At 46.7% G+C, this 26,438-nt stretch carries 22 protein-coding genes; 10 read left to right on the forward strand and 12 right to left on the reverse strand.

The window, feature by feature from the left end:
- Positions 1 to 687 carry a hypothetical protein gene (locus KXD93_RS28220; protein WP_258140913.1) on the forward strand — a complete coding sequence of 229 codons (687 nt, stop codon included), beginning with the start codon at positions 1 to 3 and terminating at the stop codon, positions 685 to 687.
- 78 nt (positions 688 to 765) lie between these two features.
- Here the strand turns inward: KXD93_RS28220 and KXD93_RS28225 are convergent, their stop codons facing one another.
- A complete protein-coding gene (locus KXD93_RS28225) occupies positions 766 to 2,190 on the reverse strand; it encodes a S41 family peptidase (RefSeq protein WP_258140914.1) in 1,425 nt (474 codons plus the stop codon).
- A 41-nt stretch (positions 2,191 to 2,231) separates the two neighbouring features.
- On the opposite strand from KXD93_RS28225, the gene KXD93_RS28230 reads away from it, so the two are divergent.
- Entirely contained in the window at positions 2,232 to 2,381 is a 150-nt protein-coding gene (locus KXD93_RS28230; protein ID WP_258140915.1) for a hypothetical protein, read from the forward strand.
- 46 nt (positions 2,382 to 2,427) lie between these two features.
- A complete protein-coding gene (locus tag KXD93_RS28235; protein ID WP_258140916.1) occupies positions 2,428 to 2,748 on the forward strand; it encodes a phosphoribosylpyrophosphate synthetase in 321 nt (106 codons plus the stop codon).
- A gap of 52 nt (positions 2,749 to 2,800) precedes the next feature.
- Here the strand turns inward: KXD93_RS28235 and KXD93_RS28240 are convergent, their stop codons facing one another.
- The 7 genes from KXD93_RS28240 to KXD93_RS28270 all read right to left on the reverse strand — a co-directional run bounded on the left by KXD93_RS28240 (position 2,801) and on the right by KXD93_RS28270 (position 8,326).
- Entirely contained in the window at positions 2,801 to 3,421 is a 621-nt protein-coding gene (locus tag KXD93_RS28240; RefSeq protein WP_258140917.1) for a hypothetical protein, read from the reverse strand.
- A gap of 1 nt (position 3,422) precedes the next feature.
- On the reverse strand, positions 3,423 to 3,905 hold the full coding sequence (locus KXD93_RS28245; RefSeq protein WP_258140918.1) for an RNA polymerase sigma factor: 483 nt from the start codon (positions 3,903 to 3,905) through the stop codon (positions 3,423 to 3,425).
- A 250-nt stretch (positions 3,906 to 4,155) separates the two neighbouring features.
- A complete protein-coding gene (locus KXD93_RS28250) occupies positions 4,156 to 4,965 on the reverse strand; it encodes an SDR family oxidoreductase (protein WP_258140919.1) in 810 nt (269 codons plus the stop codon).
- Between the two features lie 254 nt (positions 4,966 to 5,219).
- Complete coding sequence (locus tag KXD93_RS28255) at positions 5,220 to 5,987, reverse strand: MlaD family protein (RefSeq protein WP_258140920.1); 768 nt, start codon at positions 5,985 to 5,987, stop codon at positions 5,220 to 5,222.
- Positions 5,984 to 6,772, reverse strand: a complete 789-nt coding sequence (locus tag KXD93_RS28260) for an ABC transporter ATP-binding protein (protein ID WP_258140921.1) — start codon at positions 6,770 to 6,772, stop codon at positions 5,984 to 5,986. The genes KXD93_RS28255 and KXD93_RS28260 overlap by 4 nt, the downstream gene beginning before the upstream one ends.
- 7 nt (positions 6,773 to 6,779) lie before the next feature.
- Positions 6,780 to 7,559, reverse strand: a complete 780-nt coding sequence (locus KXD93_RS28265; protein ID WP_258140922.1) for an MlaE family ABC transporter permease — start codon at positions 7,557 to 7,559, stop codon at positions 6,780 to 6,782.
- Positions 7,560 to 7,813: 254 nt separating this feature from the next.
- Positions 7,814 to 8,326, reverse strand: coding sequence for a GNAT family N-acetyltransferase (locus KXD93_RS28270; RefSeq protein ID WP_258140923.1), 513 nt, complete (start codon positions 8,324 to 8,326; stop codon positions 7,814 to 7,816).
- Positions 8,327 to 8,481: 155 nt separating this feature from the next.
- On the opposite strand from KXD93_RS28270, the gene KXD93_RS28275 reads away from it, so the two are divergent.
- From KXD93_RS28275 to KXD93_RS28285, 3 genes are all read left to right on the forward strand, one after another.
- Positions 8,482 to 10,881: a prolyl oligopeptidase family serine peptidase gene (locus tag KXD93_RS28275; protein ID WP_258140924.1), complete on the forward strand. Its 2,400-nt coding sequence runs from the start codon at positions 8,482 to 8,484 to the stop codon at positions 10,879 to 10,881.
- Positions 10,882 to 11,040: 159 nt separating this feature from the next.
- Entirely contained in the window at positions 11,041 to 14,661 is a 3,621-nt protein-coding gene (locus KXD93_RS28280) for an ABC transporter permease (protein ID WP_258140925.1), read from the forward strand.
- A 94-nt stretch (positions 14,662 to 14,755) separates the two neighbouring features.
- A complete protein-coding gene (locus tag KXD93_RS28285) occupies positions 14,756 to 18,394 on the forward strand; it encodes an ABC transporter permease (protein WP_258140926.1) in 3,639 nt (1,212 codons plus the stop codon).
- Positions 18,395 to 18,515: 121 nt separating this feature from the next.
- On the opposite strand, the gene KXD93_RS28290 is transcribed toward KXD93_RS28285, so the two are convergent.
- From KXD93_RS28290 to KXD93_RS28305, 4 genes are all read right to left on the reverse strand, one after another.
- On the reverse strand, positions 18,516 to 19,106 hold the full coding sequence (locus KXD93_RS28290) for a chemotaxis protein CheB (protein WP_258140927.1): 591 nt from the start codon (positions 19,104 to 19,106) through the stop codon (positions 18,516 to 18,518).
- A gap of 136 nt (positions 19,107 to 19,242) precedes the next feature.
- On the reverse strand, positions 19,243 to 20,652 hold the full coding sequence (locus KXD93_RS28295; RefSeq protein WP_258140928.1) for a PAS domain S-box protein: 1,410 nt from the start codon (positions 20,650 to 20,652) through the stop codon (positions 19,243 to 19,245).
- Positions 20,653 to 20,743: 91 nt separating this feature from the next.
- On the reverse strand, positions 20,744 to 21,451 hold the full coding sequence (locus KXD93_RS28300) for an SDR family NAD(P)-dependent oxidoreductase (protein WP_258140929.1): 708 nt from the start codon (positions 21,449 to 21,451) through the stop codon (positions 20,744 to 20,746).
- A gap of 48 nt (positions 21,452 to 21,499) precedes the next feature.
- Positions 21,500 to 21,856, reverse strand: a complete 357-nt coding sequence (locus KXD93_RS28305; RefSeq protein WP_258140930.1) for a winged helix-turn-helix transcriptional regulator — start codon at positions 21,854 to 21,856, stop codon at positions 21,500 to 21,502.
- Positions 21,857 to 22,119: 263 nt separating this feature from the next.
- Here KXD93_RS28305 and KXD93_RS28310 point away from each other — a divergent pair, with 263 nt between their 5' ends.
- The 4 genes from KXD93_RS28310 to KXD93_RS28325 all read left to right on the forward strand — a co-directional run bounded on the left by KXD93_RS28310 (position 22,120) and on the right by KXD93_RS28325 (position 26,428).
- A complete protein-coding gene (locus tag KXD93_RS28310; protein WP_258140931.1) occupies positions 22,120 to 22,872 on the forward strand; it encodes a glucose 1-dehydrogenase in 753 nt (250 codons plus the stop codon).
- A gap of 61 nt (positions 22,873 to 22,933) precedes the next feature.
- Positions 22,934 to 23,560 (forward strand): NADPH-dependent F420 reductase, encoded by a 627-nt coding sequence (locus KXD93_RS28315; protein ID WP_258140932.1) that lies wholly within the window; start codon positions 22,934 to 22,936, stop codon positions 23,558 to 23,560.
- A gap of 12 nt (positions 23,561 to 23,572) precedes the next feature.
- Positions 23,573 to 24,250: an SDR family NAD(P)-dependent oxidoreductase gene (locus KXD93_RS28320; protein WP_258140933.1), complete on the forward strand. Its 678-nt coding sequence runs from the start codon at positions 23,573 to 23,575 to the stop codon at positions 24,248 to 24,250.
- A gap of 18 nt (positions 24,251 to 24,268) precedes the next feature.
- Entirely contained in the window at positions 24,269 to 26,428 is a 2,160-nt protein-coding gene (locus tag KXD93_RS28325; RefSeq protein WP_258140934.1) for an FAD-dependent oxidoreductase, read from the forward strand.
- Positions 26,429 to 26,438: the final 10 nt, after the last annotated feature.

A 26,438-nucleotide genomic window follows, 5' to 3' on the forward strand; every position in this document is an offset into this window, starting at 1 on the left:
ATGGAAAAGGATAAAAAAGACGTATGGGACAGACTGCAAGCCGTTGGTACGGCTTGCATCCCGCTTATTATTGCCATTGTTGGCTGGGTTTTTACCAATAACTATAATAAAAGCCAGGCCGAGCTACAGCAAATAGCCTTTGAAAAACAAAACGAGGTTCAAAATATCCAGGTGCAGGTTTCGCAAGCGCAGCTCATCAGGGACCTTACGCAACAGCTGGCAAGTACCGATAAAACTGTTAGGGACATAGCACTTGCAGCGATTGTTTATTCTGCACCAAACCTGGGGAAGCAGGTGGCCGACATTGAGTCGAAAAAAGACGCGGCATCGGCCGCGCTGGTTCAAAACCTTTACGACGGAAAACGAACGGATGTTATCACCGGGCTGTTTTCAACAAGCGCACAGTCGCGCTTATCAGCATATAACGAGATCATCAACAACTGGCTGACTGACGATCAGTTCCTGGCCGACCTGATCGTGCAGTCGAAAAGGTTAATAAATACTACTAATACTTTGCAGGATCGTAATAACGGGCTTTATAATGCAATGGTGGTTTTTCAGAACTATCAGCCGACAATGCTGCTTAAACATAAGGCAGACCTGGAAGACTTAATAAATTCCTTACCATCATCAAACAGCAAAACAAAGGACCAGGGGAACGTGGTTTTGAAGAGGATTGGCGGGTAAGGGGTAAAGTTTTATGATTCACATAAGTTTCCTTTAAAAACACTTTAGACAAAACGGGATGTAAGCGATCTGATTTGATTAATGCTTTGTTTTTTCGCCATTGATATAATCCAAAGCGCGCTGTAATGCTTTTTCGGGCGCCGAGTATATATCAGGAATCACGCCCCTCCAATCGTTTTCATTTGCCCCTATATTGTAATAAAGCTTGCTTGAAACTGTTAATTCAAGCCCGCTGTTTGGCAGATGAGCAGTTACAATATCGCCATAGCTTTTGATTAACCCACCAGTTTCCTCGCCAATAACAATCCCCCTTTTGTAATATTTAAAGCACTGCGCAAAGTCCGCTGCAGATGAGTAGGTTTCTATATTTATCAATAGTATAACCCGGCCACTAAACCGTAAGGGGTTATCCGCAATATTTGTCTTTTCAATATATTCAGTATCCAATGAGCCGTTGGGCCTGGAAAGCAATACTTTATCAGCACTGTCAAGCGGTTTTCCTACATGGTGCTCACGTAAACGTTGCTTTAACAAGGCGCTGTTCTTTTTAAGCACTTTGGCATACTGGGTAAATGGTCTGTTAAAAATATATTGAAAAAATGCATCTCCAACATCTGAGTCGCCCCCGCTATCATTTATTAAATTGATTATAAGATTTTGTACGTGCTTTTCTTTTATCACGCTAAATGCCGAATCAGCAAAGGCTTTAAATCCATCCCAATCAAAGCTTTTGAAATCGATAACCGCCGTTTGATTATCATTTAAGAGCCGAAGTGAATAAATCGAATCAGAATGACTATTGCCATCGGCATGCCCTTTAGCCATTTCATCAAGGACGTTTTTACGGATGCCCTTTAATGTAATATCCTTAACAACACCTTTACTTTTGTACTTCAGGCGATAAATACCATTTGCTTTATAAAGCGCTTCGAGATAAAAATAAAAGCGTGTTGCACCGAACTCCGCCCGGAATAAACGGTTTTCGCCTGTATTTAAATCGATAATATCGTTAACTATTTTTAGGGCAGGTATGTTATTGATACTGAGTATTTCGGCATCGGCAGGTAATTCCGCCTTAATCCCTTTATAAGCTCCGGAGCATGTAATAAAAGGTTCTTGAGTTGACAGTTTAAAATTGTAAGGCAGAACAAACGGATTAAGGCTATTATAAAATTGGCTGACATGAAGATCGGTATGGCCGTCATCCAAATTTCCCAGCAGCGGTTCTATCCGCAGGTAAAAATCCACCTTATCCAAATTTCTATCCAGGTGACTTTTAACCCGATTAACATTCTTAAAAAATGAAGCTTTTGGATACTTGTAAAATGGATTAGGGTGCGCTTCCTGCAAGTATTTAACCATGCTATCAACATCCTGCCTCATTTCCTGCGGCGTATAATTCCCTGGGGTTTGCCCCAAAACAATATTGAAAGATAAAATACAAAGAAGTAAAATGATTTGTCTTTTGGTAACGCTGGCAATTCTAATAAAATTACTAATCATGGCAGGTGATTTCTTTAATGGCATCCAAGATATAAATAAAAGTGAACCCAGGCCTGCAAAAGCTTAAAAACTGCGGCATCATCAAAAAATTGATCTGTACCGATTCGCACGTAAACACCGGTTTGCTTGTTGATGATGAGTTTGTGGATATAAGAAGCCTGGACGAACTCATCTGCACAACATTGGGCTAATACACGGATTTATCCCTAAATTTGCTTTACATCAATCCATCCTCCCATGAAACAAAAATTCCATTACGCCACCGTTAGCGAAGCAATAGAGCAGCTTAAAAAACAAGGCTACACCCTTGATCTGAACTTAAAGGAAAATCATTTTGTGGCCGGCGAACAGCAATACCCGGCAGATGAATTTGAGATAGTTGACCTGTACCGCTATGAGGGCGCATCGGATCCTGCGGATGAAGCTACCGTTTATGCGCTGGCATCGGCATCGGGCGCTAAGGGAATTTTAGTATCGGGCTATGGAATTTCTACGGATGATGATTCGGTTGATACATTAAAACAGCTGCATTATAAATATCAGCAATCACAAAGCTGAATTCATTAAGCCCCATTTAAGAACAACTTAAATGGGGCTTAAATAAGCATAGCTACTCCTCGTTCAGCTCCGCCAGGTCGTCCTCTAATGATTTTATCTTTTTAAAGTACTTTATTTTGTAATAAATGTGGTTGCCTATTAATGATACTATGGTTAAAGCGCCGCAAATTATTAATATAGTGTTTGTTGGTATTGCCCAATAGGCGTTAATAAACAATTTTAGGAAGGCATAGAAATATGCCGGGTAAAGAAAAAGGTAGATAACATTCATCAGCACATAAAATCTTTTAAATTCAACCAGTGTTTTGGTTAACGTCTCTTTAAGATTTTCCCTGTTGTAGATGACGAAGATATTTTGCTGCCGTTTATAAACCCATATGGTAATAAGGGCATAAATTATCATTATGGCTACATATACCACGGCCTGGCCAAATGTGGTATTTTTATCAGGAAAGAAATAGTGTCCGGGCAGGATCATTAAAAGAAGTACGATTAGCATTGTGCAGATCGCTTTACCAAGTTTGCCCCAGTAAACGTTTTTTTCGTGTAACTGACCTAAAGTGTTTGTTGCGTTCATGATGATGTGGTTTAATGTTTCAGGTGTATGTTTTTGTTGTTTAAATTCCTTTTGCTGGATAGTGTTCCAGTGCGCTTTAAAATCGTCCAGTTCCATGTTATCCAATATTAATAAGTGTGCGTAATTTCGATTTGATCTGGTTGAGCTTAAACCCAACGTTCGATTCCGACAGGCCCAGGATCTCGGCTATTTCGCGGTAGCTGCAGTCGTCCATATACAACATGGTGAGCGCGCGTTCAATCTCCGTAAGCTTCTTTATGGCTTCAAACATTTGGCTGATGTTTTCATCAATCGCATTAGGCCCGTCGGCAGCAATATTAAATGCCTCGTCATCCAGCCCGGCGAATTTTTCACGCCTGCCGGTTTTCCTTAGCCTGGTGATGGCGTTGTTAATGGCAATGCGATACATCCAGGTCGACAGCTTTGCGTCGCCCTTAAAATTTGGATAGCTCCGCCAAAGCTGCAGCACAATATCCTGGAAAAGATCCTCCCTGTCCTCGCGGCCATTGCAATACATATTGCACACCTTGAAGATGAGGCCCTGGTTTTCGGCAATGAGTTTAAGAAATTGATCTTTCAAAAATGTTGTTTATGCAATTAGTCGCACAGTATCAGAAAAACTTAGCAGAAAGTTGAAATTTATTTTGGGGGAATCGATTTATTGAGGTTTTCCCTGAAAGAAGAAAGAAGAATTGAGGTTTAGGAATAATTGAAAGCGGAAGAAACGAAGAAGTTAGGTAAGACTTGCGAAGTTTAATTCGATGGTGTTTGTTTTTTAGCGGCCTCATTGAGGGCTTCGCCGTTTAAAAACTTCGCAAGTCTGTTACTTATTATTTTATCCCGTAATGGTCGTTCATCAATTTCTCAAACAAACCACCTGGCAATACGTGTTTTAAAGTTTTGGCAATGGTTTGGCCGAATGCCCCAACCAAATACCGGTGTGCCGGGCTGGAAGAATCAACTATCTGCACCAGCTTTTTGCCGATCACTTCGGGATTGGCGCCAATGCTTTCATCTTTTTCCATGGCGGCAACGGCGGCATTATATTCCTTTTCCAGCATTTCATTTTTTATAGGGAACGGAACCTTTTCGCGGTTTTGGGTAAAGTCGGATTTAAAGTCGCCCGGATTTATCAGGGTTACCTTAACGCCGGTGTTGCGCAGCTCCATGCGCAGGCTTTGTGAATAGCCCTCGATGGCATATTTGGATGCGCTATACATACTTTGATAAGGCAATCCGAACAGGCCTGCGAGTGAGCTGATGTTTACGATCAGCCCGCTTTTTATAGCGATCATGTGCGGCAATACAGCACTGCTTACTCGAACCACGCCAAAGAAATTCACCTCAAATTGCTTCTTTGCGCTTTCAACAGGCATGGCATAAGCCGGACCGGTTACGCCGTTACCTGCGTTATTTACCAGCACATCTATGCGGCCCTCGGTTTTGATGATCTTGTCGATAGCGGCATTTACCGAGGCATCGTCAGTTACATCAAGTTCAATTGGTTTGAATGTTACTGATGTCATGCGTTTCAGGTCGCGCGATGAGCCGTAAACTGTATGTCCCTTTGCCTGGAGTGCTGTGGCACAGGCCAAACCTATCCCGGACGAAGCGCCGGTTACCAAAATTACCTTACCCATTGTTTTATAATTGCTTAATGTGTTGATCTGTAGTTTAACAGGAGGCGTAAAAATGCGAATTAATAAGGAAGTAGAAAAATTGTTTTTTGAATATTATGGTAACGTTTTCATGCAGATTATTGGACATCTATTGAGGCTTTGCTTACCGATTCGTTTTTTACAAATGAGTATATACCCATACGAAATCAGGGCTTGAGCGCCCAAACCATCTACTACCACCCGCTTCACCCGCAAGTACTCCTTGCGATCATTCCCTACTGCTGATCCTTATTGTTCTTTTTAGTGGCGTCCTGCGCAGCCTGGGCTTTTTTGATAGAGTCCTGCTGGGCCTTTTTCTTCTTGTTTTTGAAAAAGCCCTTCAGCAAAAAGTTGTGTTGTGCGGCGGTAAGGTCCTCATTAAGCGTGTTGGTGGTTTTATGCACGTTTGCCATGGTGGTTTTTGCCTGGTTAACCGTACCCTCCAGATCGCGGGAGAGTTTGTCGTTATTCAATAACCGGCCGATGCTGCCCTTGCCGCTGTTTACCTTAGCCACAATTGCCGACAGCCCTTCGGTAAGATCCGCTGCGTTATCTGCTACCTTTGTTAGTTTGGCTATCATCCTGTCTACGTCAAACGGATTTACGGATGTAAGCTGGCCGCCGTCGTTTATCTGCTCGGTGCTGGTTATGCCGCCAGGGGCTATTACCACCAGCTTATCGCCCATAAGCCCGTCGCTGCCGATGCTTAGCTTAGCGTCTTTTTTAACAAACTTTTTTACGGTGTTATTCAGGGTAAGGTCAACGCGTACGGCGCTGTCTGTTACTATGGTGATAGCCTGTACCACGCCTACATTTATTCCGGCAAAGCGCACGTTGTTGCCTACCTGCAGGCCGTTCACGTTTTTAAATGTTCCGTAGATCCTAAACGTAGAGCTGAACAGGTTTTTCTGATTCCCGATAAAAAATATAACCAGCACCAGCACAGCTATACCGATAAAGGTAAACACGCCGATTTTTATTTTTTGAGATGAAGTTGTTTTCATAATATGTCTTGAAAATATGATCCTACAATTTTGTCTTTTGATTTATGCAGCTGGTCGAATGTGCCTTCTGCTAAGTATTCGCCGTCGTTCATGATTACCACGCGGTCTGACGCTATTCGGGCGCATTCCATGTCGTGGGTGATGATGATGGACGTCGTTTTTTGTTTCTTTTGGATAGAGAGTATTAGGTCGCTGATCTCGCGCGAGGTTATCGGGTCGAGGCCGGTTGTGGGTTCATCATACAGGATGATCTCCGGCTCCACAATAATGGTACGTGCCAAACCAGCCCGCTTGCGCATCCCGCCTGACAAATCGGAGGGCATTTTGTCGATAGCATCCAGCAGGCCTACGCTCTCCAGGGCTTCTTCCACCCGCTTATCAATTTCGGCCTGGTCCTTTATCTTGAGTACCCTGGTTAAGGGGAATTCGAGGTTTTCGCGCACGCTCATGGAGTCATATAACGCCCCGCTCTGGAACAGGAAACCCATCTTGATACGCAATTCCTTCAGTTCCTTTTCATTCATTTCGGCAACGTCATCGCCAAATACCTTAACCGTGCCGCCATCAGGTTTCAGCATTCCTATGATACATTGAATGGTAACCGATTTACCGGTGCCTGAACGCCCCAGGATCACCACGTTTTCGCCGCGGTGCACCTCGAGGTTTATATTTTTAAGCACATGCTTTTCGCCAAATGATTTTTTGAGTCCTTTTATGGCGATCACAACCTCTTCCTTTTTGGTTGATGGCTGTTTTTGTTTGCTGTTTTCCTTTACTTCTGCCATTTCCATCCTATTTATAAAACAACAAACTGGTTATTTGTACGGCAATGGCATCGATCACAAAGATCCAGAGCGAGGCCGTTACCACTGCGGAGTTGGCTGCAATTCCCACGCTTTCGGTTCCCTTATTGGAGTGGAAGCCCTTATAGCAGCCCACAAAACCAATGGCGAAGCCAAAAAATATGGTTTTGATAAAGGCGGGTAAAAAGTCGGTAAAATCAAGGGACGCAACTATCTTGGTAAAGTACAGGCTAAAGCTCATGCTGTCGCGGATATTAAGCGCCAAAAAGCCGCCGAAGAGGCCGATGGCGTCGCCAATAACGGAAAGCAGCGGCACCATAAATGTAGTGGCCAAAATACGGGTGACTACCAAATACTGGGTAGGATTTGCGCCGGATACTTCCATGGCGTCCAGCTGCTCGGTTACCTTCATACTGCCCAGCTCTGCACCTATGCTCGAGGCTATTTTACCGGCACAAATAATGGCGATAATAACCGGGCCGATCTCGCGTACAAACGAAACGGATAACGTTTTGGGCAACATGCTTGCTGCGCCAAACGTTACGAGCGTTGGTCGGAGTTGTAAAATGAGTACCACGCCCATGATGAACGAAGTAACGCCAACCAGCATCATTGACCGGTAGCCGATCTCGTAGCACTGCCGCACAAACTCCGACCACTCAAAGCCGCCTGTAAAAATGTTTTTAAAAAACTGCACGAAGAAACCAACCTGGTCGCCTATTTCTTCGAACCATTTTTTCCACGCAGGTATTGCAACCTCTTCTGACATAGGGATTTATATTTTGTGCTATAAAAGCGATGATGTTAACTTTTGTTTTGTCTCAATCAAATAAATTTACCGTGGTGTATTCGGGCCGGCTTGTATACGGGGGTATTGGTAACGGGCAATCGGAGTGCGCTATGGTTTTAATAATTGAGTTATAGTATCAACACGGGGGAGCGTGTTTTGTTTTAGAGGAGGGTTTTGGCATCAAGAGCTAAAGGGAATATCCGGGAAATGGTATGCTGAAGCAAGAGAGGGAGTTAGGGCACCAGGGCATAAATATGTTCGTCCAAAACCTCGCCGTTTTTAATGATAGCGCTTTTTGAAACGCCCTCCTTTACAAAGCCGCATTTTTCCAGCACACGCATGGACCGCGGATTATTGCCAAACACACCGGCTTGCAGGCGCTTAATATCCAGGTTAGCGAAGGCATAATCGACAACTAATTTTAGCGCATTGGTCATAATGCCCTTGCCCCAATGCGGTTCGGCCAGCCAGTAGCCAATCAGGGGGGATTTCCGGTAAACGTCAGTACGCATTTCGATTCCGACCGCGCCGGCCAGTTCGCCGTCAATAGCAATTACAAAGCAAAGAAATGGATCCTGGTTCAGCATTAAGCTGATCCACTCAATGGCATTTTCCATGGTGTATGGATGGGGAAACCTATCAAACAAAAACGCATACACATTGCCGTTATTGGCATGTTTTTGTAGCGCCGTTGCGTCAGTCGTCCTCCATCCGCGCAGCGTAAAACCTCGTCCCTTAATTTCCATATTGTAACAAAACAGTGTTAAAATTACGAATGATTAGGGAAACTCTTTATATTGTGAGGTTGATTAAGTTGATTAGGTGAGTGGTTGATTGAGTTAATAAATAACGCAATCAGTTTAAGCCTTTCCAATTAATCATTCATGATAAACTGACCGCAATGAAAAGAATTTTTACCCTTTTACTTCTTCCCATCTGTACCGGCGCTTTTGCCCAGAAGCTTGGCCCCTTATCCATCGAAAAAATAATGCGCGATCCCAAATGGATCGGTGTTGCGCCGTCAAACATCCGTTGGAGCGATGACAGCAAAAAGATCTATTTTAACTGGAACCCGGAGAATGCCGATCGCGACCAGCTATATGCCATCACCCCATCAAACATAAAACCCGAAAAGGTAAGCCTTGAGGCGCAAAAAGCATTGATCCCGGAATATGGCGAATGGAATAAAAAGCGTACCATAAAACTGTTTGAAAAGAACGGCGATATCTGGCTGTCTGACCTAAAAACAGGCAAAATTCAGCAGCTCACCAATACCGTCGACCGGGAAAGCAGCGCTACCTTTAGCGGTGATGAAAGCAAGGTGATCTTTCAGCGCGGCGAGAACCTTTATTCGCTGAAAATAAATGGCGGCGAGCTGGTGCAACTCACCAACTTTACCCATGGCGCATCGGCGACCCCTACCCCGGCGGCAGGCAGAAGAGGCGGTGGCGCACGTCGTGGAGCTGCTGATGTAGCAACCGGTAACGACCAGGAACGCTGGCTAAAAAGCGAGCAGCTGGAATTGTTCGATATCATTAAAGTAAAGGATAAGGACCGCAAGCTCGATTCGGCAGAACGCAAGAACTTCGAAGTAAAAAAATTAAAAGAGATTGCCGTTGATGATAAGTCGGTTGGTTCGGTTGCTGTTAGTCCGGATGGGCGTTATATCACCTACAGGCTGGCAAAATATCCCGAGGGTGTGAAAAGTGCCATCGTTCCTGATTATGTAACTGCATCCGGTTTTACCGAGGATATTCCAAACCGCACCAAGGTTGGCGGCCCGCAAACAACGTATGAGTCGTTTGTTTTTGACACGCAAAAAGATACTACTTATAAAATAGTTACCTCGGCTATCCCGGGTATAAAAGACCTGCCTGATTACGTGAAAGATTATCCGAAGGAGCAGGAACGCCGCACCAAAACGAATGCTGACAGGCAGGTGGAAATCCGCGGTCCGTTTTGGAGCGAGGATGGTAAAAATGCCATTGTTGAAGTATCGGCACAGGACAATAAAGACAAATGGATCATGAAGCTTGACCCGGCAACAGGCGCTTTAACCCTGATGGATCGCGAGCATAACGATGCCTGGGTTGGTGGTCCCGGTCAGGGTAATGTAGGCTGGACGGATAACACCCATTTTTACTTTGAAAGCGAAGCCAGCGGTTACGCCCACATCTATTTGCTGGACGTTACCACCGGTACTAAAAAACAGCTGACCACCGGTAAATACGAGGTACAAACCCTGCATTTATCAAACGATAAAAAGACTTTCTACTTCACCGCCAATGTGGAGCACCCAGGCATTACGCATTTTTACCGCATCCCGGTAAGCGGCGGCGAACCTGTTAAAATTACCTCCATGAAGGGCGGCAACGAAGTAACCTTATCGCCGGATGAAAAATGGGTGGCTATCCGTTACTCGTATTCCAACAAGCCATGGGAACTGTACGTGCAGCCAAACAAACCTGGTGCAAAGGCTGAGCAGGTTACCAACTCAACGACAGAAGAATTTAAATCATACGCGTGGCGCGAACCACAGGTGATCACCTTTAAAAACCGTTACGGCAGCGATGTGTATGCGCGTTTGTACGTTCCTGAAAAACAGGACCCTGCCAAGCCGGCTGTAGTGTTTGTGCATGGCGCAGGCTACCTGCAAAATGTGCATTACTGGTGGAGCAGCTATTTCCGCGAGTACATGTTTAACAATATGCTGGCAGATAACGGCTATACCGTTTTGGATATTGATTACTCCGGCAGCGCAGGCTACGGTCGCGACTGGCGCACCGCCATCTACCGCCACATGGGCGGCAAGGACTTAACCGACCAGGAAGACGGCGTAAAAATGCTGGTTGACAAATATGGCGTTAACCCTAAACATGTTGGTTTGTACGGCGGCTCATACGGTGGTTTTATCACACTGATGGCCATGTTTACCGAGCCTGATACCTGGGCGGCAGGCGGCGCAATCCGTTCAGTTACCGACTGGGCACATTACAACCACGGCTATACCGACGAGATTTTGAACGAGCCTTACAATGATGAAAAGTCCTACCGTTTAAGCTCGCCGATATATTTTGCGAACGGGCTTAAAGGCAACCTGCTGATGCTGCATGGCATGGTTGACCAAAACGTAAACTACCAGGACATTATCCGCCTGAGTCAGCGATTGATCGAGCTGCACAAGGAAAACTGGGAATTGGCCTCCTACCCGGTAGAAGACCACGGCTTTGTACAACCCAGCAGCTGGACGGACGAATATAAACGCATCTTTAAGCTGTTTGAAACTACGTTGAAGAAATAGAGAAAAGCCTGCTGACCGACAGCAGGCTTTTTATTTTCAATTCAAAACCGAACGGCCCGATGTTCAATATCGTTACAATGAATGGTGTAAATAAAAGCACAATTTTCTATATGTCAACAAGTTAGTAATTTGGAACAACGATTGCGGTAGTTGATTTACTTGAATGCATATACTTTCCATATCACCCCTTACGACCTGGTCTTCCTGGGAACGATATTTACCGGGCTGACTTTTACCATGCAATTATGGTTTACCAAAAGGATCAACCGAACTGCAAACCGGTTTCTTGGCTTGGCTCTTGCAACCATTGTTTTGTGGATGATCCGGGTGGTGGGCATTGATATGGGACTTGGAACCGGTTTGCCGCACTGGAGTTGGCTGCCGCTGCAATTTTCGCTGGCGCTGGGACCGTTGATCTATTTTTATGTGCTTAAAATAACCCGGCCAGAATATAATTTCAGGTATAAGGACCTGTTGCATTTTAGTCCGCTGCTGCTGGAGTCGGGCGCCCACGCATTGGAAGTTAGCGAGAGCGCAAGGACAAGTGCGGCTACTTACGATACGTTAATCTTTCGGCAAATAAACCCGGTATTGTACGCGGCAGCGTTTGTTTCGGTCAGCATCTACCTTTACGCATCGCATAGGCTGATCGGGCGCTTTTACCGGCGACTAAAATTTACCGGCGGCGACCGGTACCGGCACGAAATGCGGTGGCTGCATAAGCTGCTTATAGGTTTTGGCATAGTGTGGCTGTTATGGATACCCTTTACCGTTGCCGGTTACTATTACCATTCGGACGCACATTTTTATTATCCTTTGTATTTCCTGTTAGGGGTAATAACTATCTGGATTGCGGCCAAAGCATTTTCAAAGCCGGAGGTGAGTATTTTGCCTAATCCTGCTCCGTTTTTAAAGCCACCGCTTCCAGCAGAAATGAAGCAAAGGGGTATTTGGCTTAAGAAAGCCGTACAAACCGGCCGCTATTACCAGGATCCTGAACTAAGCTTAACCTTGCTGGCCGAGAGGCTTGAGCTGACTACCCATGAATTATCCCGCATCATCAATACAGCGCTTAAAAAGAGCTTCAATGATTTTGTTAATGAATACCGAATTGCAGAGGTGGCCCGCAAAATGCAGGACCCGGCGTATGATAATATAACGCTGCTGGGTATTGCATTTGAATCAGGCTTCAATTCAAAATCTACTTTTAACCGGGCTTTCAAGCAAATGACCGGAAAAAGTGCTGCGGAATATAAAAATGAGCTAAAAAAACAGCGCCCATCTTATAATTTGACGCATCATACCCAATTTTCAGCGATAATTTCGTACCATAAAACCACTCCGACGTGGACACACGAAAAATTAAATCGCAACTTTATGTTTAAAAATTACTTCAAAACCGCCTGGCGCAGCCTTAAAAAAAATAAAGGATTTACTGCCATTAATGTATTGGGTTTGTCAGTTGGCCTGGCAACCTGCCTGCTCATTGTTTTTTATGTGGTTGATGAATTGAGTTACGACCGTTATAATGTTAACGCCGGCAACATATACCGCATTACCGAACAGGTAAAGTTTAATGGCAACGAGGGCTCGTACGCGGCATCTGAAGCGCCATTGATGGCCAATATCAAGAGCTTACAGGGCATAGCGAAATACGCCCGGATGCTGCCGACCGAATCGCTTTTCATTTCTCCCCGTAAATATTTCATCAAAAAAGGCACTAATGACATCCAGGAGAACAACATAATTTTTGCCGAACCGAATATTTTTGATGTTTTCACACTGCCAATGATTGCGGGTAGTCCGTCGGGCGCTTTGACCGAGCCCCACAGCGTTGTACTTACTGAAAGCGCAGCAAAAAAATACTTCAATAAAACGGACGTTATAGGCCAGGTGCTGACACTAAATGACACCGGCTTTTACAAGGTTACCGGCGTATTGAAAGATATTCCGGCCCAATCGCATTTTAACTATAATGTATTCGTTTCCTTTTCGTCAATCCCCGAAAGCAAGGTGAACTCGTGGGGCTTTGGCGGACTCCACACTTATCTTATGCTAAAGCCCGGCACCAACGTAAAGGCGCTCCAGGCCGCTATAACCAAAATAGAGATAGCTAATTCCTACTCCCCCAAACTATGGAGCACCGGCGATAATTATTTCCGCGTAGTTTTAACGCCATTGCTTGATATTCACCTGCGTTCGAGCAGCCAGTATGAGCTGAGTAAAAGCGGCAATATCCAATACGTTTATATATTTTCAGTGATCGCGATATTTATTTTGCTGATTGCCTGTGTTAATTTCATGAACTTGTCTACCGCGCGGTCGTCAAACCGGGCCAAGGAAGTTGGGGTGCGCAAAGTATTAGGCTCGGCCCGTAAATACCTGGTTGCCCAGTTTTTAACGGAGTCGTTCCTGGTTACTTTAATCGCTACGATAATAGCCCTTGTTTTAGTGTGGTTGTTATTGCCATTATTTAACCACGTGGCCGATAAGCAGCTATCCTTTACCGTTCAATCCATGGTTTGGTTATTGCCATCATTGCTTGGCCTTGTTTTGGTGATAAGTTTCCTGGCAGGGTCGTACCCGGCACTTTTCCTGTCTGCCTTTCAGCCTATTGATGTGTTAAAGGGAAAAATCTCGGCTGGCTTTAAGGGGGGCTTTCTGCGCAGTTTTTTGGTGGTTTTCCAGTTCGCCATTTCCATCTTTCTCATCATCGGCACGCTGGTTATTTATAACCAATTAAATTACATTCATAGCAAGAGCCTGGGCTTTAACCGCAGCCAGGTTTTGGTCATCAATAACGTAAATAATTTAGGCAAAAACGCCAAACTGCTGAAACAGGAATTAAAACAATTTCCGGGAGTGACCAGCGCTACCATGAGCGGCTACCTTCCTACCGGACAAGACAGGATTGCAACCGCTTTATTCCCTCACCTGCCTATTGATATGAAAGATGATATACTGACCCAATTTTGGCCGGTAGACGAGGACTATATTGGCACGATGGGTATTCGGCTAGTGGCCGGCCGCAATTTCTCCAGCCAGATGGCAACTGATACAGCAGCCGTTATTGTAAATGAAGCGTTTGTAAAACGCCTTGGTGTGAAAAATCCGCTGGGCAAAACCGTTTTCAGGGACAGTTACGGCGTACAACCCTACCACATTATAGGGGTAATGAAAGACTTTAATTTTAGCTCGTTGCACGATGAAATTGGCCCTGCAGTTTTATACGATGCCGAGGACAGGGGAGCGATTAGCGCCAAAATAAAAACAGCTAACCTGCCCGCGTTATTATCGCAGGTTGAAAGTAAGTGGAAAAGCCTGGCGCCCAACCAGCCATTTGCCTACTCATTTATGGATCAGGATTTTGATGCCACTTATCGTTCAGAACAGCGGATCGGCACACTCTTTATTGCCTTTAGCACGCTGGCGATTTTGATAGCCTGCCTGGGATTATTTGGTTTGGCCGCCTATGCTGCCGAACAGCGCAATAAGGAAATAGGCATCCGCAAGGTGTTAGGTGCCAGCGTATCTGGTATCGTAAGTATGTTATCGATGAATTTTATAAAACTGGTATTCATTTCCATCCTGATCGCATCGCCAATAGCGTGGTGGGCCATGAGCAAATGGCTGCAGGGCTTTGCCTACCGCATCGATGTATCCTGGTGGATAGTAGCCGTAGCAGGGCTAACCGCCATATTCATTGCTTTTGTTACCATCAGTTTCCAATCCATAAGGGCGGCCATTGCTAACCCGGTAGATAGTTTGAGGAGCGAATAGCCGCTTATGGGTATCCCAATATTTTATATTATGCAATTTTTTATATATCAATATGTTATAAGTTTGGGGTAGCGATAGCGTTTAAATAGTTCCATTGAATAATTATACTCCCCATATCACCCTGTATAATCTCGCCTTCCTGGGGACGATATTTGTCGGGCTGACTTTTGCCCTGCAATTGTGGTTTACCAAAAGGATTAGCCGAGCCGCAAACCGTTTTATGGCCTTAGCGCTGGTAACAGTCGTTTTGTGGATAATCCGCGAGGTGGGCATCGAAATGGGACCTGGAACCGACTTCCCCCATTGGAGCTGGCTACCGCTGCAATTTTCGCTGGCGCTGGGGCCGCTGATGTATTTTTATGTGCTTAAAATAACCCGGCCGGAATATAAGCTTAGTTGGACGGACCTGCTGCATTTTGGCCCCTTGTTGTTGCAACAGGGCGCTCTGGTATTGGAGATTAAGGAGAGCATGAGGGCCGGCGCGGCTACTTATGATACGCTGATATTTCGTCAGTTGAACCCGTTATTGCAGCTATTGGCGTTTATTTCGGTTGCCGCCTATTTGTATTGGTCTTTTAAGTTGATAGAACGCTTTTACCAACGGCTGAAATTCAATGATGTGAGTGACCGGTACCGGTACGAATTGCAGTGGCTGCGTCGCTTGCTGATGGGATTCGGTGTGTTATGGTTATTATGGATCCCCATCATAGCAGCAGATTACTATTACCACTTAGGCAGTCATGCCTATTATCCTCTATATCTTATTTTAGCGATAATGATGATCCGGATAGCGGCCCGGGCTCTTTTCAAGCCTGAAGCGGGAATGACGGTCCAAGCATATCCTGTTTTTAAACCAAAGCCTCCGGCTGAATTGAGGCAAAAGGGCATTTGGCTGAAGACGATCGTCAAAGCCAACTTGTATTACCAGGACCCGGAACTGAGTTTAGTTGCACTTGCTGAAAAGCTTGAGCTGACTACCCATGAATTATCCCGCATCATCAATACTGCACTTAAAAAAAGTTTTAACGATTTTATTAATGAATATCGGGTTGCCGAAGTAATCCGGAAAATGCAGGACCCCGCCTACGACCATATCACACTGATTGGCATCGCCTATGATTCCGGCTTCAACTCTCCAAGTACCTTTCACCGTGCATTCAAAGAGATGACTGGAAAAACACCTGCCGAATATAAAAAAGAACTGCCATCTTATAATTTGACACATCGTTCCAGATTTGCGCCGATAATTTCGAACCAGGAAACCACGCTGAGGTGGTCTCATGGAAAATTAAACCGCAATTATATGTTTAGAAATTATTTAAAAAATGCCTGGCGCCACATCATACGCCATAAAACCTATTCCGCCATCAATGTTACGGGTCTTGCGCTGGGTATTTGCGGCTGCCTGGTGATTTACCTGGTAGTAAGTTACGAATTCAGTTTTGACAACTTTCACCCCGATAAAGCGCGCATTTATTGCGTCGATGGAAGCATAGCAGGCGGTAAAAACCCGGACGATGCGCATTGGAATTCGGTGCAGGCACCGATGCCTGATGCCATGCGGAGTGAAATGTCCGGATTGGAGACTGTGGCAGCTTTTCAGCATTATAACCCCAAAGTGAAGATAAAACAAGGTGAAAAAGTAATTAAAGCATTCGATGAGACAGAAGGGATAATCGCTGAATCGGGTTATTTTGACATATTGCCTTATACCTGGTTAAGTGGTGGCAAAAAAACATCATTAAACAAGCCGATGACCGTTGTGCTTACCCAAAGCCGTGCGAAAACTTACTTTGGCGATCTGCAGCCAGATGAGATGATTGGCAAAACAATTACTTACGATGATTCGCTTACCGTAACGGTGACGGGCATCCTGAAAGACTGGAACAAAAATTCGGATTTCGACTTTTCTGATTTTATTTCGTTCAGCACCATCAACAGCAGTTTTTTAAAAAACCAGATCCAACTGAACAATTGGAACATGCTGAACCATGGCAGCCAGGAATTGGTAAAATTGCCTGCCGGCGTTAATCCAACGCAAGTGGATGCACAATTCCCATCATTCATCAAAAGGCATCTTGACCCCGATCCGCATACCAAATTGCATATACAACTTCAGCCATTTACGGGCATTCATTTTCATCCGGAATATGGCGGTGAAGGAAGAAAAGCTGACTTAAGCGTTTTATATATCCTTTCAGCAGTCGCCATATTTATATTGTTTATTGCCGCTGTAAATTTTATCAACCTGTCTACTGCACAATCCGTACAACGAACCAAAGAAATTGGCATACGCAAAGTACTTGGCAGCGGAAAAAGCGCTATCCTTTTCCAGTTTTTAACAGAAACATTTACTTTGGCTTTACTGGCGGTAGCCATAGCAATAATTGCTGTAAGGCCCCTCTTGAATTTGTTTGCCGCATATATACCGCCGGGCGTAAAATTCGATTACTCCGCGTATACCGACTGGGCGTTTCTTGTCGGTATCGCCATCTTTACTACATTACTGTCAGGTTTTTACCCAGCAAGGCTACTATCCGTATTTCGGCCGGTTTCGAGCCTTAAAGGTGAAATAAATGAAAAAACGGGTAATAAAGGCTATCTGCGCAAAAGCCTGATCGTTTTTCAATTTACCATATCGCTTATTTTTATTACAGCGACCCTTGTGATCGATAAGCAGATCAGTTATATGCAAACCCGCGATCTGGGCTTTAAAACGAGTAACATTATCACCTTAAGAAGCCTTTGGAACGATCATACAGGCAAAATGAAGGTACTTGCCGAAAAAATCAAACAAATACCCGGCGTCGGCCAGGTTATAACGGAAGCTTTTCCGCCGATGGGTTTTGCGCATATGGGCAATGGTATACAACTGCAGGGAAGCAGTGAAAAACAAATCCAGGCTTCCATCCATTCGGGTAATGAAAACTTTGTGCCGTTTTATCATATGAAAATAGTTGCTGGCCGTAATTTGTTGCGCAGCGACAGTGCAAGAGAATACCTTATAAATGAAACTGCCGCAAGGACCCTTGGTTTCAATGATCCTAAAAAAGCTGTTGGCAAGTTCCTATCAGGCCCTCAAAGTAAAGCTTATCCAATAGCCGGCGTGGTGGCTGATTTTTTCGAAAGCTCGTTCCACCAGCAAATTATGCCTGTGGTTATTGAAAATGACCCAAAGGTGCAAATAGGCATAGCGCTAAAGCTAACGCCGGCTGAATACCAAAAAGGTGATATGCCATTATTGGCAGACAGAATTGCCAGGGAATGGAAGAAAATTTATCCGGAAGAACCTTTTGATTATGCTTTCCTGGGCGATTCCATTGCCCGGTTATACGAGAGCGATCAGCAAACACAGTGGCTCACGAGAACAGCAACATTGATCACCATCTTTATTTCATGCATGGGCTTGTTTGGGTTAGCAATGTTTACCACCGAAAGAAGGATCAAAGAGATCAGTATCCGGAAAGTGCTGGGCGCCAGCATAAGCGATATTTTAACGCTGCTGAATAAGGAAGTGGTTATACTGATCGCTGTTTCATTACTGATTTCATCGCCTATAGCATGGTTCTTTATGCATAAATGGCTGCAGAAATTTGCCTATCATACCAGCCTGAGCCTATGGGTATTTATACTGGCAGGCGCAGGGGCTATGTTAATAGCACTTGCAACTATCAGTTTCCGGACGATGAGATCAGCTACGGCAAATCCTGTAAAGGGGTTGAGGAATGAATAAATCATTGTGGAAGGTTTTGAATTATTGCTGCTGATGTAAACCACAGCAAATGTAAGCGTCACGCTTACAACAAGCCTTTTGCGATTTCAAAAAAAAAAGGTTAGGTGATCAAATTTATACGTCAAGCCATGGGAACACCGGTCAGCTTCCCGATTGCACCGGCGATATCTTGCGGCTTCAGGATAAAACGCGTCTGCCCGCTTCTGATGGCAGACTCCGGCATCGAAGGATGCTGTGCCGTTGCCGGTAACTGCGCGATGGTCATGCCGCCACGCAGCTTGATCTGCGCGGCACCGAGAGAACCATCGCCATCCAGACCCGAAAGGATCACGCTGATGGCCCGGCGGCCCAGGTCTTCGGCCATCGAATAAAATAAGATATCTACGGCCTTGTTGACCTTTTCATCGGCGTGGCGTGCTCTTAATACCAGCTTGCCATCCTCAATCGTCATCATTTGCCCTTCCGCCAATACGTACACCTCGCCGCATTTCAGTTGCATGCCTTGTACGGCCACATTTACTTTCAATTTGGAAAAAGGTTGCAGGCGTTCCGCCAGTTTGCTGGGATAGGCCCGGTCCAGGTGCTGGATGATCAGAAAGGCTGCGTTGGAATGTGCCGGCAGGCAGGAAAGAATTTCAGTCAGCGGATCGATCCCGCCAATAGACAAACCGATACCTACGACATAAAAAGGGTTTTTATCACGTATGTTCATGATTACGTTTGGATCAATTGTATAAACCTACATAAACAGGAAGCCAGGATAAGTTATTTTGCGCTTAAGCGAACTGCTATTTCGGATAGGATGAAACGTGTGTACAGGTATACAATCAATTTTAACAAAATTTGTTTTACGCAGTTCCGGGGTCGATCAGGTCGTCTGTCAGCGCCGTAATGTCAAGTATCACTTTATCCAGTTCTTCTGCGGCTTTTTTTATTTTGGGAATGATTTCGGCATCAGTTGAATCCGTCAGGTCGATCAGCTGGGTTAGGCCGAGAATATTGGCCAGCGGCGCGCGTACCCGGTGCGATTGGATCCAGGCGATCTCCCGCAATCGTTCATTTTGTTTTTCGATCTTGTGCAGGTGCTCTTGTGATTCGGTAATGTCACGCAGGAAGCAGGTCACGCCGATAACCTCGTCATGCAGGTCCCGGATCGGGTTAAAGCTCAGTTCCTCGTAAACCTGCCGGCCATCTATCTCCCGCTGCCTGACGATGCTGAAAGCCTCACCTTTAAAGGCCCGCTCATAGCTTTCGAAAAAAACCTTCAGCCTTTCCTGTACAAAATCAGCATGGGTCACCTCGGTTTCGCTTTTCCCGGTCAGCTCCTGTACCCGGTCCCGGAAAGCCTGGTTGCCGGTAATGATGTGGGATTGCCTGTCCACGGACCAGATCAGGTCGCGGGTATTGTTAATGATGGCCCGTAGGTTCTGCCCATCGTTGTAGATCTTTTCCTGGATCTTTTTTTGTTCGGTGATATCCACGAAATAGACGGCGATACCATCTTTCGTTGGGTACACGTTCATCGAACCCCAAACCCCCAGCGGCGCATATAATTCTTCAAAATGCACGCTGATCCTTTCGGTCATGGCGCGCTCGTATTCGGCGTAAAACCTGCCTTCCCGGGAACGCGGGAAAAACTCCCAAAGGTTTTTGCCCATCACTTCTTCCTTGCTGCAGCACAGGGCGCGTTCGGCTGCCTTATTGATAAAGGTCACCTCCCAATTGCTGTTCAGCGCGTAAAAACCGTCCGTGATACTATCGAGCATATTTTCAAGCTCGGCGGATTTCTCCCTCAGGATCGTTTCGGCCCTGGTCTTTTCGTCCAGGTTAAAGACCAATGCCTGCCGGGCGGCCCTTCCTTCAAAGCGGGTATCATGCGTGAAAACCTGAACCTCAAACGTCCGGCCTTCCTTGTTCCGGTGCAGCCAGCGGCCCGCATCCAGGCGGTTTTTCAGGATGGTTTCATGGAACTTCAGGAAAGCGGGAATTTCTTCCGGCGGCCGTATGTCGGTGACTTTCAGCCTAAGTAACTCCTCCCTGCTGTAGCCGTACTGGTCGACGGCTGCGGCGTTAACCGCAAGAAAGCGGAAAGTGAGGTGGTCATAAATATACATCGGGATGGGCAGCTCATCAAACAGGCGGCTGTAATCGTCTGTGCCTGATTTTTGCTTGCTCCGCAGTTTCGCGATCCGGCTGTAAAGCACGGCGGACGAGAGCGAAATAAAAAGGAACGAAAGAACAGCACCGGCGACAGTCATGGGGTAAAACGGTTAGTGTGCGGATTGAGGACAATGTAGGGTTTTTATAGACCAATCCCGCAAGCATTATTTGGGGCACCTGAGGTTGAAATTAAATGGATACGCCGGTTAGGCGCGCGCATTCGGCCAGCAGTTGGTCCTGCAAGGAAACATCATCAGCCAAACGGTTATAATGGGCCGGTTTCCGGTGGTGGAAATACTGTCCACTGACCAGCGCACCAGGATCGTCGCTGACGGCGAGCCAGACCTGCGTTTGATACCCTTGCGCCAGGTCATCCGGGGCGCCTGCGCCGCCCATCTTCGTGGGTACCCAACCCGGATCGACTGCGTTTGCATAAACACCAGGCCACTTCCGCGCCAGGGCTTTGGCCAGCATGAGCACATGGAGCTTGGTGTCCGAATAAGACGGACTATTTGTCCATTCCGGGTGTCCCGATAAATGCATGCCTGAACTCAGGTAGATCAATCTCCTGGGCCGGTTCATCAATGCCGTTAGCAGATAGGGCGCCAGGGTATTGACCTGTAACAGTTGCTGCGCCCCGGTTCGGTACATGCCTGCATTATGAATAACGGCATCAAAAGTTCCGAAAGCGTTCGCCTTTTCCGCAAGGGCTTTGGTTTCGTCCGGATCAGCCAGGTCGCCGGTCAGCATATCCTTTGCACCGGTTACCCGGTGCAATGCTTGTTCGCCGCGCTGCGCGTTGCGCGCGTGCAGTACCACCTCGTGCCCTTGCTTAATTAATGCTTTGGCAGCCAGCAATCCAAGTCCATCTGCTGAGCCGGAGATGAATATTTTCATGTGATTCAATTTGCAGGTTAAAATAATTAAATGCAACAAAAACCAACATTATTTCCCGACAATTTTCGCCCGGTGTACATTTCCCCAATCTGAAAGTTCACTGATGATCCTTTGCAGCGTTTTGCCGTGTTCCGTCAATTCATATTCAACCGTTATAGGTTGTGTAGGTAAAACGGTCCGTTTCACCAGCTGGTTGAGTTCCAGTTCTTTCAATTCTTTGCTCAGCATTCTGTTGGAAACACCTTCAACATCATTCAGGATATCAGAAAATCGTCTTTTACCGTAGCAGCAAATCGACGAGATAATAGCGATCTTCCATTTGCCGTTTAATGCGTCCATAGCATCCTGAACGGACCTCATCCTTTTCTTTTGTTCCTGCTGGAACTCTGTTATTACGCACTTCATAATGTTATTGAGTTACCCCTCTTTATTTAAATAAAAAACAAAATCCGGAAAGCCCTGTTGTTTAATTCAATAGGTTTTTTTTAACACCCCCATTAAATTTTGAACGGCTCTCGTTCTCCTTCCTTTGCTCTTGCAAATCTTTAATCTGATACATCACAATGTTACTTTGTTACCTCTATGTTACTGTTATTTATCGGTACAAAGTTACTATAAATAACTTATCTGATCTACCTTTGTCGCTCAATCTTTAAAAAAAAGAAATAATGGATAAATTAAAAAATAAAGTCGCTGTGATTACAGGCGGCAATAGCGGTATCGGGTTTGGTATTGCTGAAGCGTTTAAAAATGAAGGTGCTGTGGGTGCTATTGTCGGCAGAAACCAGGAAACTTTAGCTAGTGCTGTGGCCCAGCTTGGTGATAATTTTATAGCCATAAATGCCGATGTAACCAATGTTGCCGACCTGGAAAGGGTATTTGCCGAAACCGCTGAAAAATTTGGTAAAATAGACGTGGTTGTCGCCAATGCGGGTGCCGGAGCGGTTGGAACGGTAGCGACTTTTGACGAAGCCGCGTTTGACCAGGCCATTGACCTGAACCTGAAGAGTGTTTATTTCACGGTTCAAAAAGCTTTGCCTTATATGAATGATGGCAGTTCGATTATTCTGATCGGGTCAAATGCTGCCCACCGGGCCTATGCGAATTTTACGCTTTATGGCGCTGCAAAAGCGGCTGTGATCTATTTAGCCAAAGGATTTTCGAGCGACCTGTTAGACCGGAAGATCAGGGCAAATGTGATCACGCCGGGCACCACGGATACCCCGGCGTTTGACAAGTTTGTTCCCGCGGAACAAATGGAAGCGGTCAAAAAACACTTTGCAGATCAAATGCCGATAGGCAGGATCGGGCAACCAGGTGACATTGGCAAAACTGCAGTTTTCCTGGCCTCTGACGATTCTTCGTTTATGCTTGGCGCCGAACTCCTTGTTGACGGCGGTATGACCTATCTGTCTAAATAATTGACACACACCGGCGCGGGTTACAAACCCGTGCCATTAAACAATTAAAATAATTTTCAAAATGAGTAAATCAGAAAATAAAGCAGGAAGCTACGCAATTATCGGCTTCGGCAAGATCGGCCAGGCCCTGGCAAAGGCATTTGCCCGCAACGGCATCGAAGTATCCGTTGCAACCACCCGCGACCCGGAAAGCTTTGCATCCGATGCCGCCGCAATCGGATCGGAGATCATTCCCACAACACTGGCGGAAGCCGTGAAGGCGGACGTCATCTTTTTGGCTGTACGTTTCGAGTCGCACGCGGATGTAGCGAAGGCGCTGCCCACCTGGCAGGGCAAGACCATCGTTGATGTGACTAATGCCTACGGCGTGCCACCTGAGAAGATGGGAGGACTGCCTTCTGCCAGGTTCGTGGCGCAAGCCTTCACTGGCGGAAAACTGGTTAAGGGCTTCAACCATTTGGGGGCTGCCATCCTTGAACAGGATCCGGCCGTACATGGTGGCAGGAGAGTCGTGTTCCTGGCGAGCGACGATGACGACGCAGCAGCAGAGATTGGGGCGCTTGCTGAAAATCTCGGTTTCGCGCCAGTCAAACTTGGCGGCCTTTCGGAAGGCGGACTGCTGGTGCAGGCGCACGGAAATACCTGGGGTAAACTGATCTTTCAGGACCTGGTCAAGTTCAAATCTTAAAATATTGAACTCATGAGTAAATTAAAAAATAAGGTAGCGGTAGTTACCGGTGCAGCAAAAGGAATAGGTGCAGCCATCGCGAAACATTTCGCGGCCGAAGGTGCAAAAGTTGTTGTCAACTATGCTTCAAGCAAAGAAAGCGCGGATAAAGTGGTGAAAGCCATCACCGATAATGGCGGCACAGCCATTGCGGTACAGGCCGATGTATCGAATGAGGCCGACGTGACCCGGCTGTTCGAAGAAACCAATACGGCCTTCGGCGGGCTGGATATACTGGTCAACAACGCAGTTTACCAGGGATACGCCCCGATAGAATTGATCGCAGCAGAAACTTTTCATAACAGTTTAATCAGTTCAGGCGCGAGCAAAATGCCCCTTCCGGGCGCTTCCCTGTACTCCGCTTCTAAAGCGGCATTAGATGCGATAACGATCGCTTTGTCGAAGGAACTGGGTGCAAAAAACGTTCGTATCAATTCTATTTTGCCGGGCGCGACAGAAACAGAAGGTGCAACCGCAGCTGGGGTGACTGCCGGCAGCGAGTACGAAAAAATGTTTGTTGCTAATACACCGCTTGGTCGCAGGGGCCGGCCCGAAGATATTGCCAAAGCAGCAGTATTTCTTGCTTCCGATGATGCGGCCTGGATTACTGGAGAGCAAATTTCCGTTTCGGGCGGTATGTACGGGTTTTAATTTATAAACTCAAAAAAAATGAAAGACGAAGTAACACAAGAAAATCTCCGGATTGTGAAGGATTTTTTCGCGGCAATCGGCGGCGGCGATAAGCAGGCCCTGCTGGCGCTGGTTGCCGAAGATATGGAGTGGATCATTCCGGGCGAGGACTGGCCGCTGGCCGGCACCCACCGCGGGCACACTGGATTGGCGGATGTGCTTCAGAAGGCGTCCAAAGAGGTGGAAATGACATACCCGAAGCCCCCCGAATTCGTGGCGCATGGAGAACGGGTTTTCGTAGTCGGCGTGGCTACGGGGAAAATCAAAGCCACGAATAAGCCGTTCAGGGACGATTGGGTCTTCGACATCACCGTTCGAAATGGTAAACTGACGAAGATCCGGGAGTATATAGACACGCAGGCACTGGCGCGGGCATCCGAAATGGCCGCGAGCCCATTGTCCTTGCAAAAAAGTCCGAACGATCCTAGCAAAACGATACATATGGCAACGGAAGAATCCTGGGCGAATATCGTATCTCTGCGGAATCCTGATGGCTCGCTCGATAGCTTTCGTCTGGAAGAAACACTTCCCCTGCTCACAGATGAGCAGATTAAAGCGATCCGGCCGTTCGCAGAAGAACAGGAGATACCCGCGGGTGAATTGGTCTTGCGTAAAGGCCAGACCGAACTGGACTTCCTGGTTGTCCTCAAGGGAGCCATTGAGTTTTCCGCAGCCGACAGCTCCGGCAAAGAGCCCACCAGAATCATTCTCATTCCGGAGCGTTCCTTCGCGAGCGATCTTTCACTACTTACGAATACTCCGCTAGCGGCAGACGGGCGAACTATTGAAGCGACCCGAATCCTCCGAGTCAGACACACAGACTTCCGTCGCCTGCTCTCGGCCGAACCCGACTTAGCCACGGTGATCCTGCGCGCATTCGTTTTGCGCCAAAGCTACAAGCTCCGCCACGGCGTCGGCGCGGTCGTCTTGATCGGTAAGGCCATTGATCCCGATATCCAGAAGCTTCGGACTTTCCTGAGCCGCAGCGACTATCCACACAAGCTGATCGAGCCCGATGCAAAAGACCAAACTGGAATGCCCATGTTGGCATCCTACGAAATCTCTCCTTCCGATATTCCGGCCGCATTCATTCGGAAGGGGTGCGTCCTGAAGAAACCGAGTGTATTCGAGTTGGCTTCTGAGCTCGGGCTTGTCGAAAATCTCCCCTCCGATCACGTCTACGACCTCGCAATCGCCGGCTCCGGGCCAGCGGGACTGGCGGCAGCTTTGTCTGGTGCTTCCGAGGGACTGGATACTATTGTATTTGATGCACTCGGCCCAGGCGGACAAGCCGGAAGCAGCTCGCGAATCGAGAACTATCTCGGCTTTCCCACCGGTCTCTCTGGTCAGGAGCTGGCGTCGCGTGCGGCAGTACAAGCACTGAAATTCGGTGTCCGATTGGTCAGCCCCCGCTCCGTCGATCGGATCGTAAGTGCCGGAGAAGACTTCTTTGAACTGACGCTTCGGGATGGGGCAAGAGTCCTTGCGAAAGCCGTCGTTCTGGCGACAGGAGCGGTCTACCGTGCACTCGATATTCCGGAATACGATCGGTTTATCGGACACGGAATCCACCATGCGGCCACGCTCCTGGAGGCGCAGCTCTGTGTTGGCGAGGACATCGTTATTGTTGGCGGAGGAAACTCAGCGGGCCAAGCCGCGCTCTACCTGAGCAAGACCACCGCTCAAGTTCACCTGTTGGTCAGGCAAAAAGACCTCTTGGGCACAATGTCCAGCTATCTCATTGAACGCCTCCAGGCCTCACCCAAAGTTAGAATTTATTTCGATACGGATTTAACAGCGCTGACGGGGCGCGAATCTCTTGAGACTGTGGAATGGCGAAACGCTGACGGGCGCTCCTGGACCAAACCCATTCGAAATATATTTGTCATGATCGGGGCGGTTCCCAACACAGAATGGTTGAAGGGCTGTATCGAGTTGGATTCGAATGGCTACGTCGTCACCAATCCAATGTCCCCTTTTGAAACGTCGCAGCCCGGTGTCTTCGCTGTTGGAGATGTGAGAGCAGGATCTTCAAAACGCGTTGCCGCTGCGGTCGGCGAAGGCTCTGTCGTGATCCAATACGTGCATCATTATCTCGCGCGAGCGGATTCTGTAGAGGCAACAAAAAAGGCTGTGTAATGCCGAAATA

The organism is Mucilaginibacter phenanthrenivorans (assembly GCF_024721155.1).
Classification (GTDB): domain Bacteria; phylum Bacteroidota; class Bacteroidia; order Sphingobacteriales; family Sphingobacteriaceae; genus Mucilaginibacter; species Mucilaginibacter phenanthrenivorans.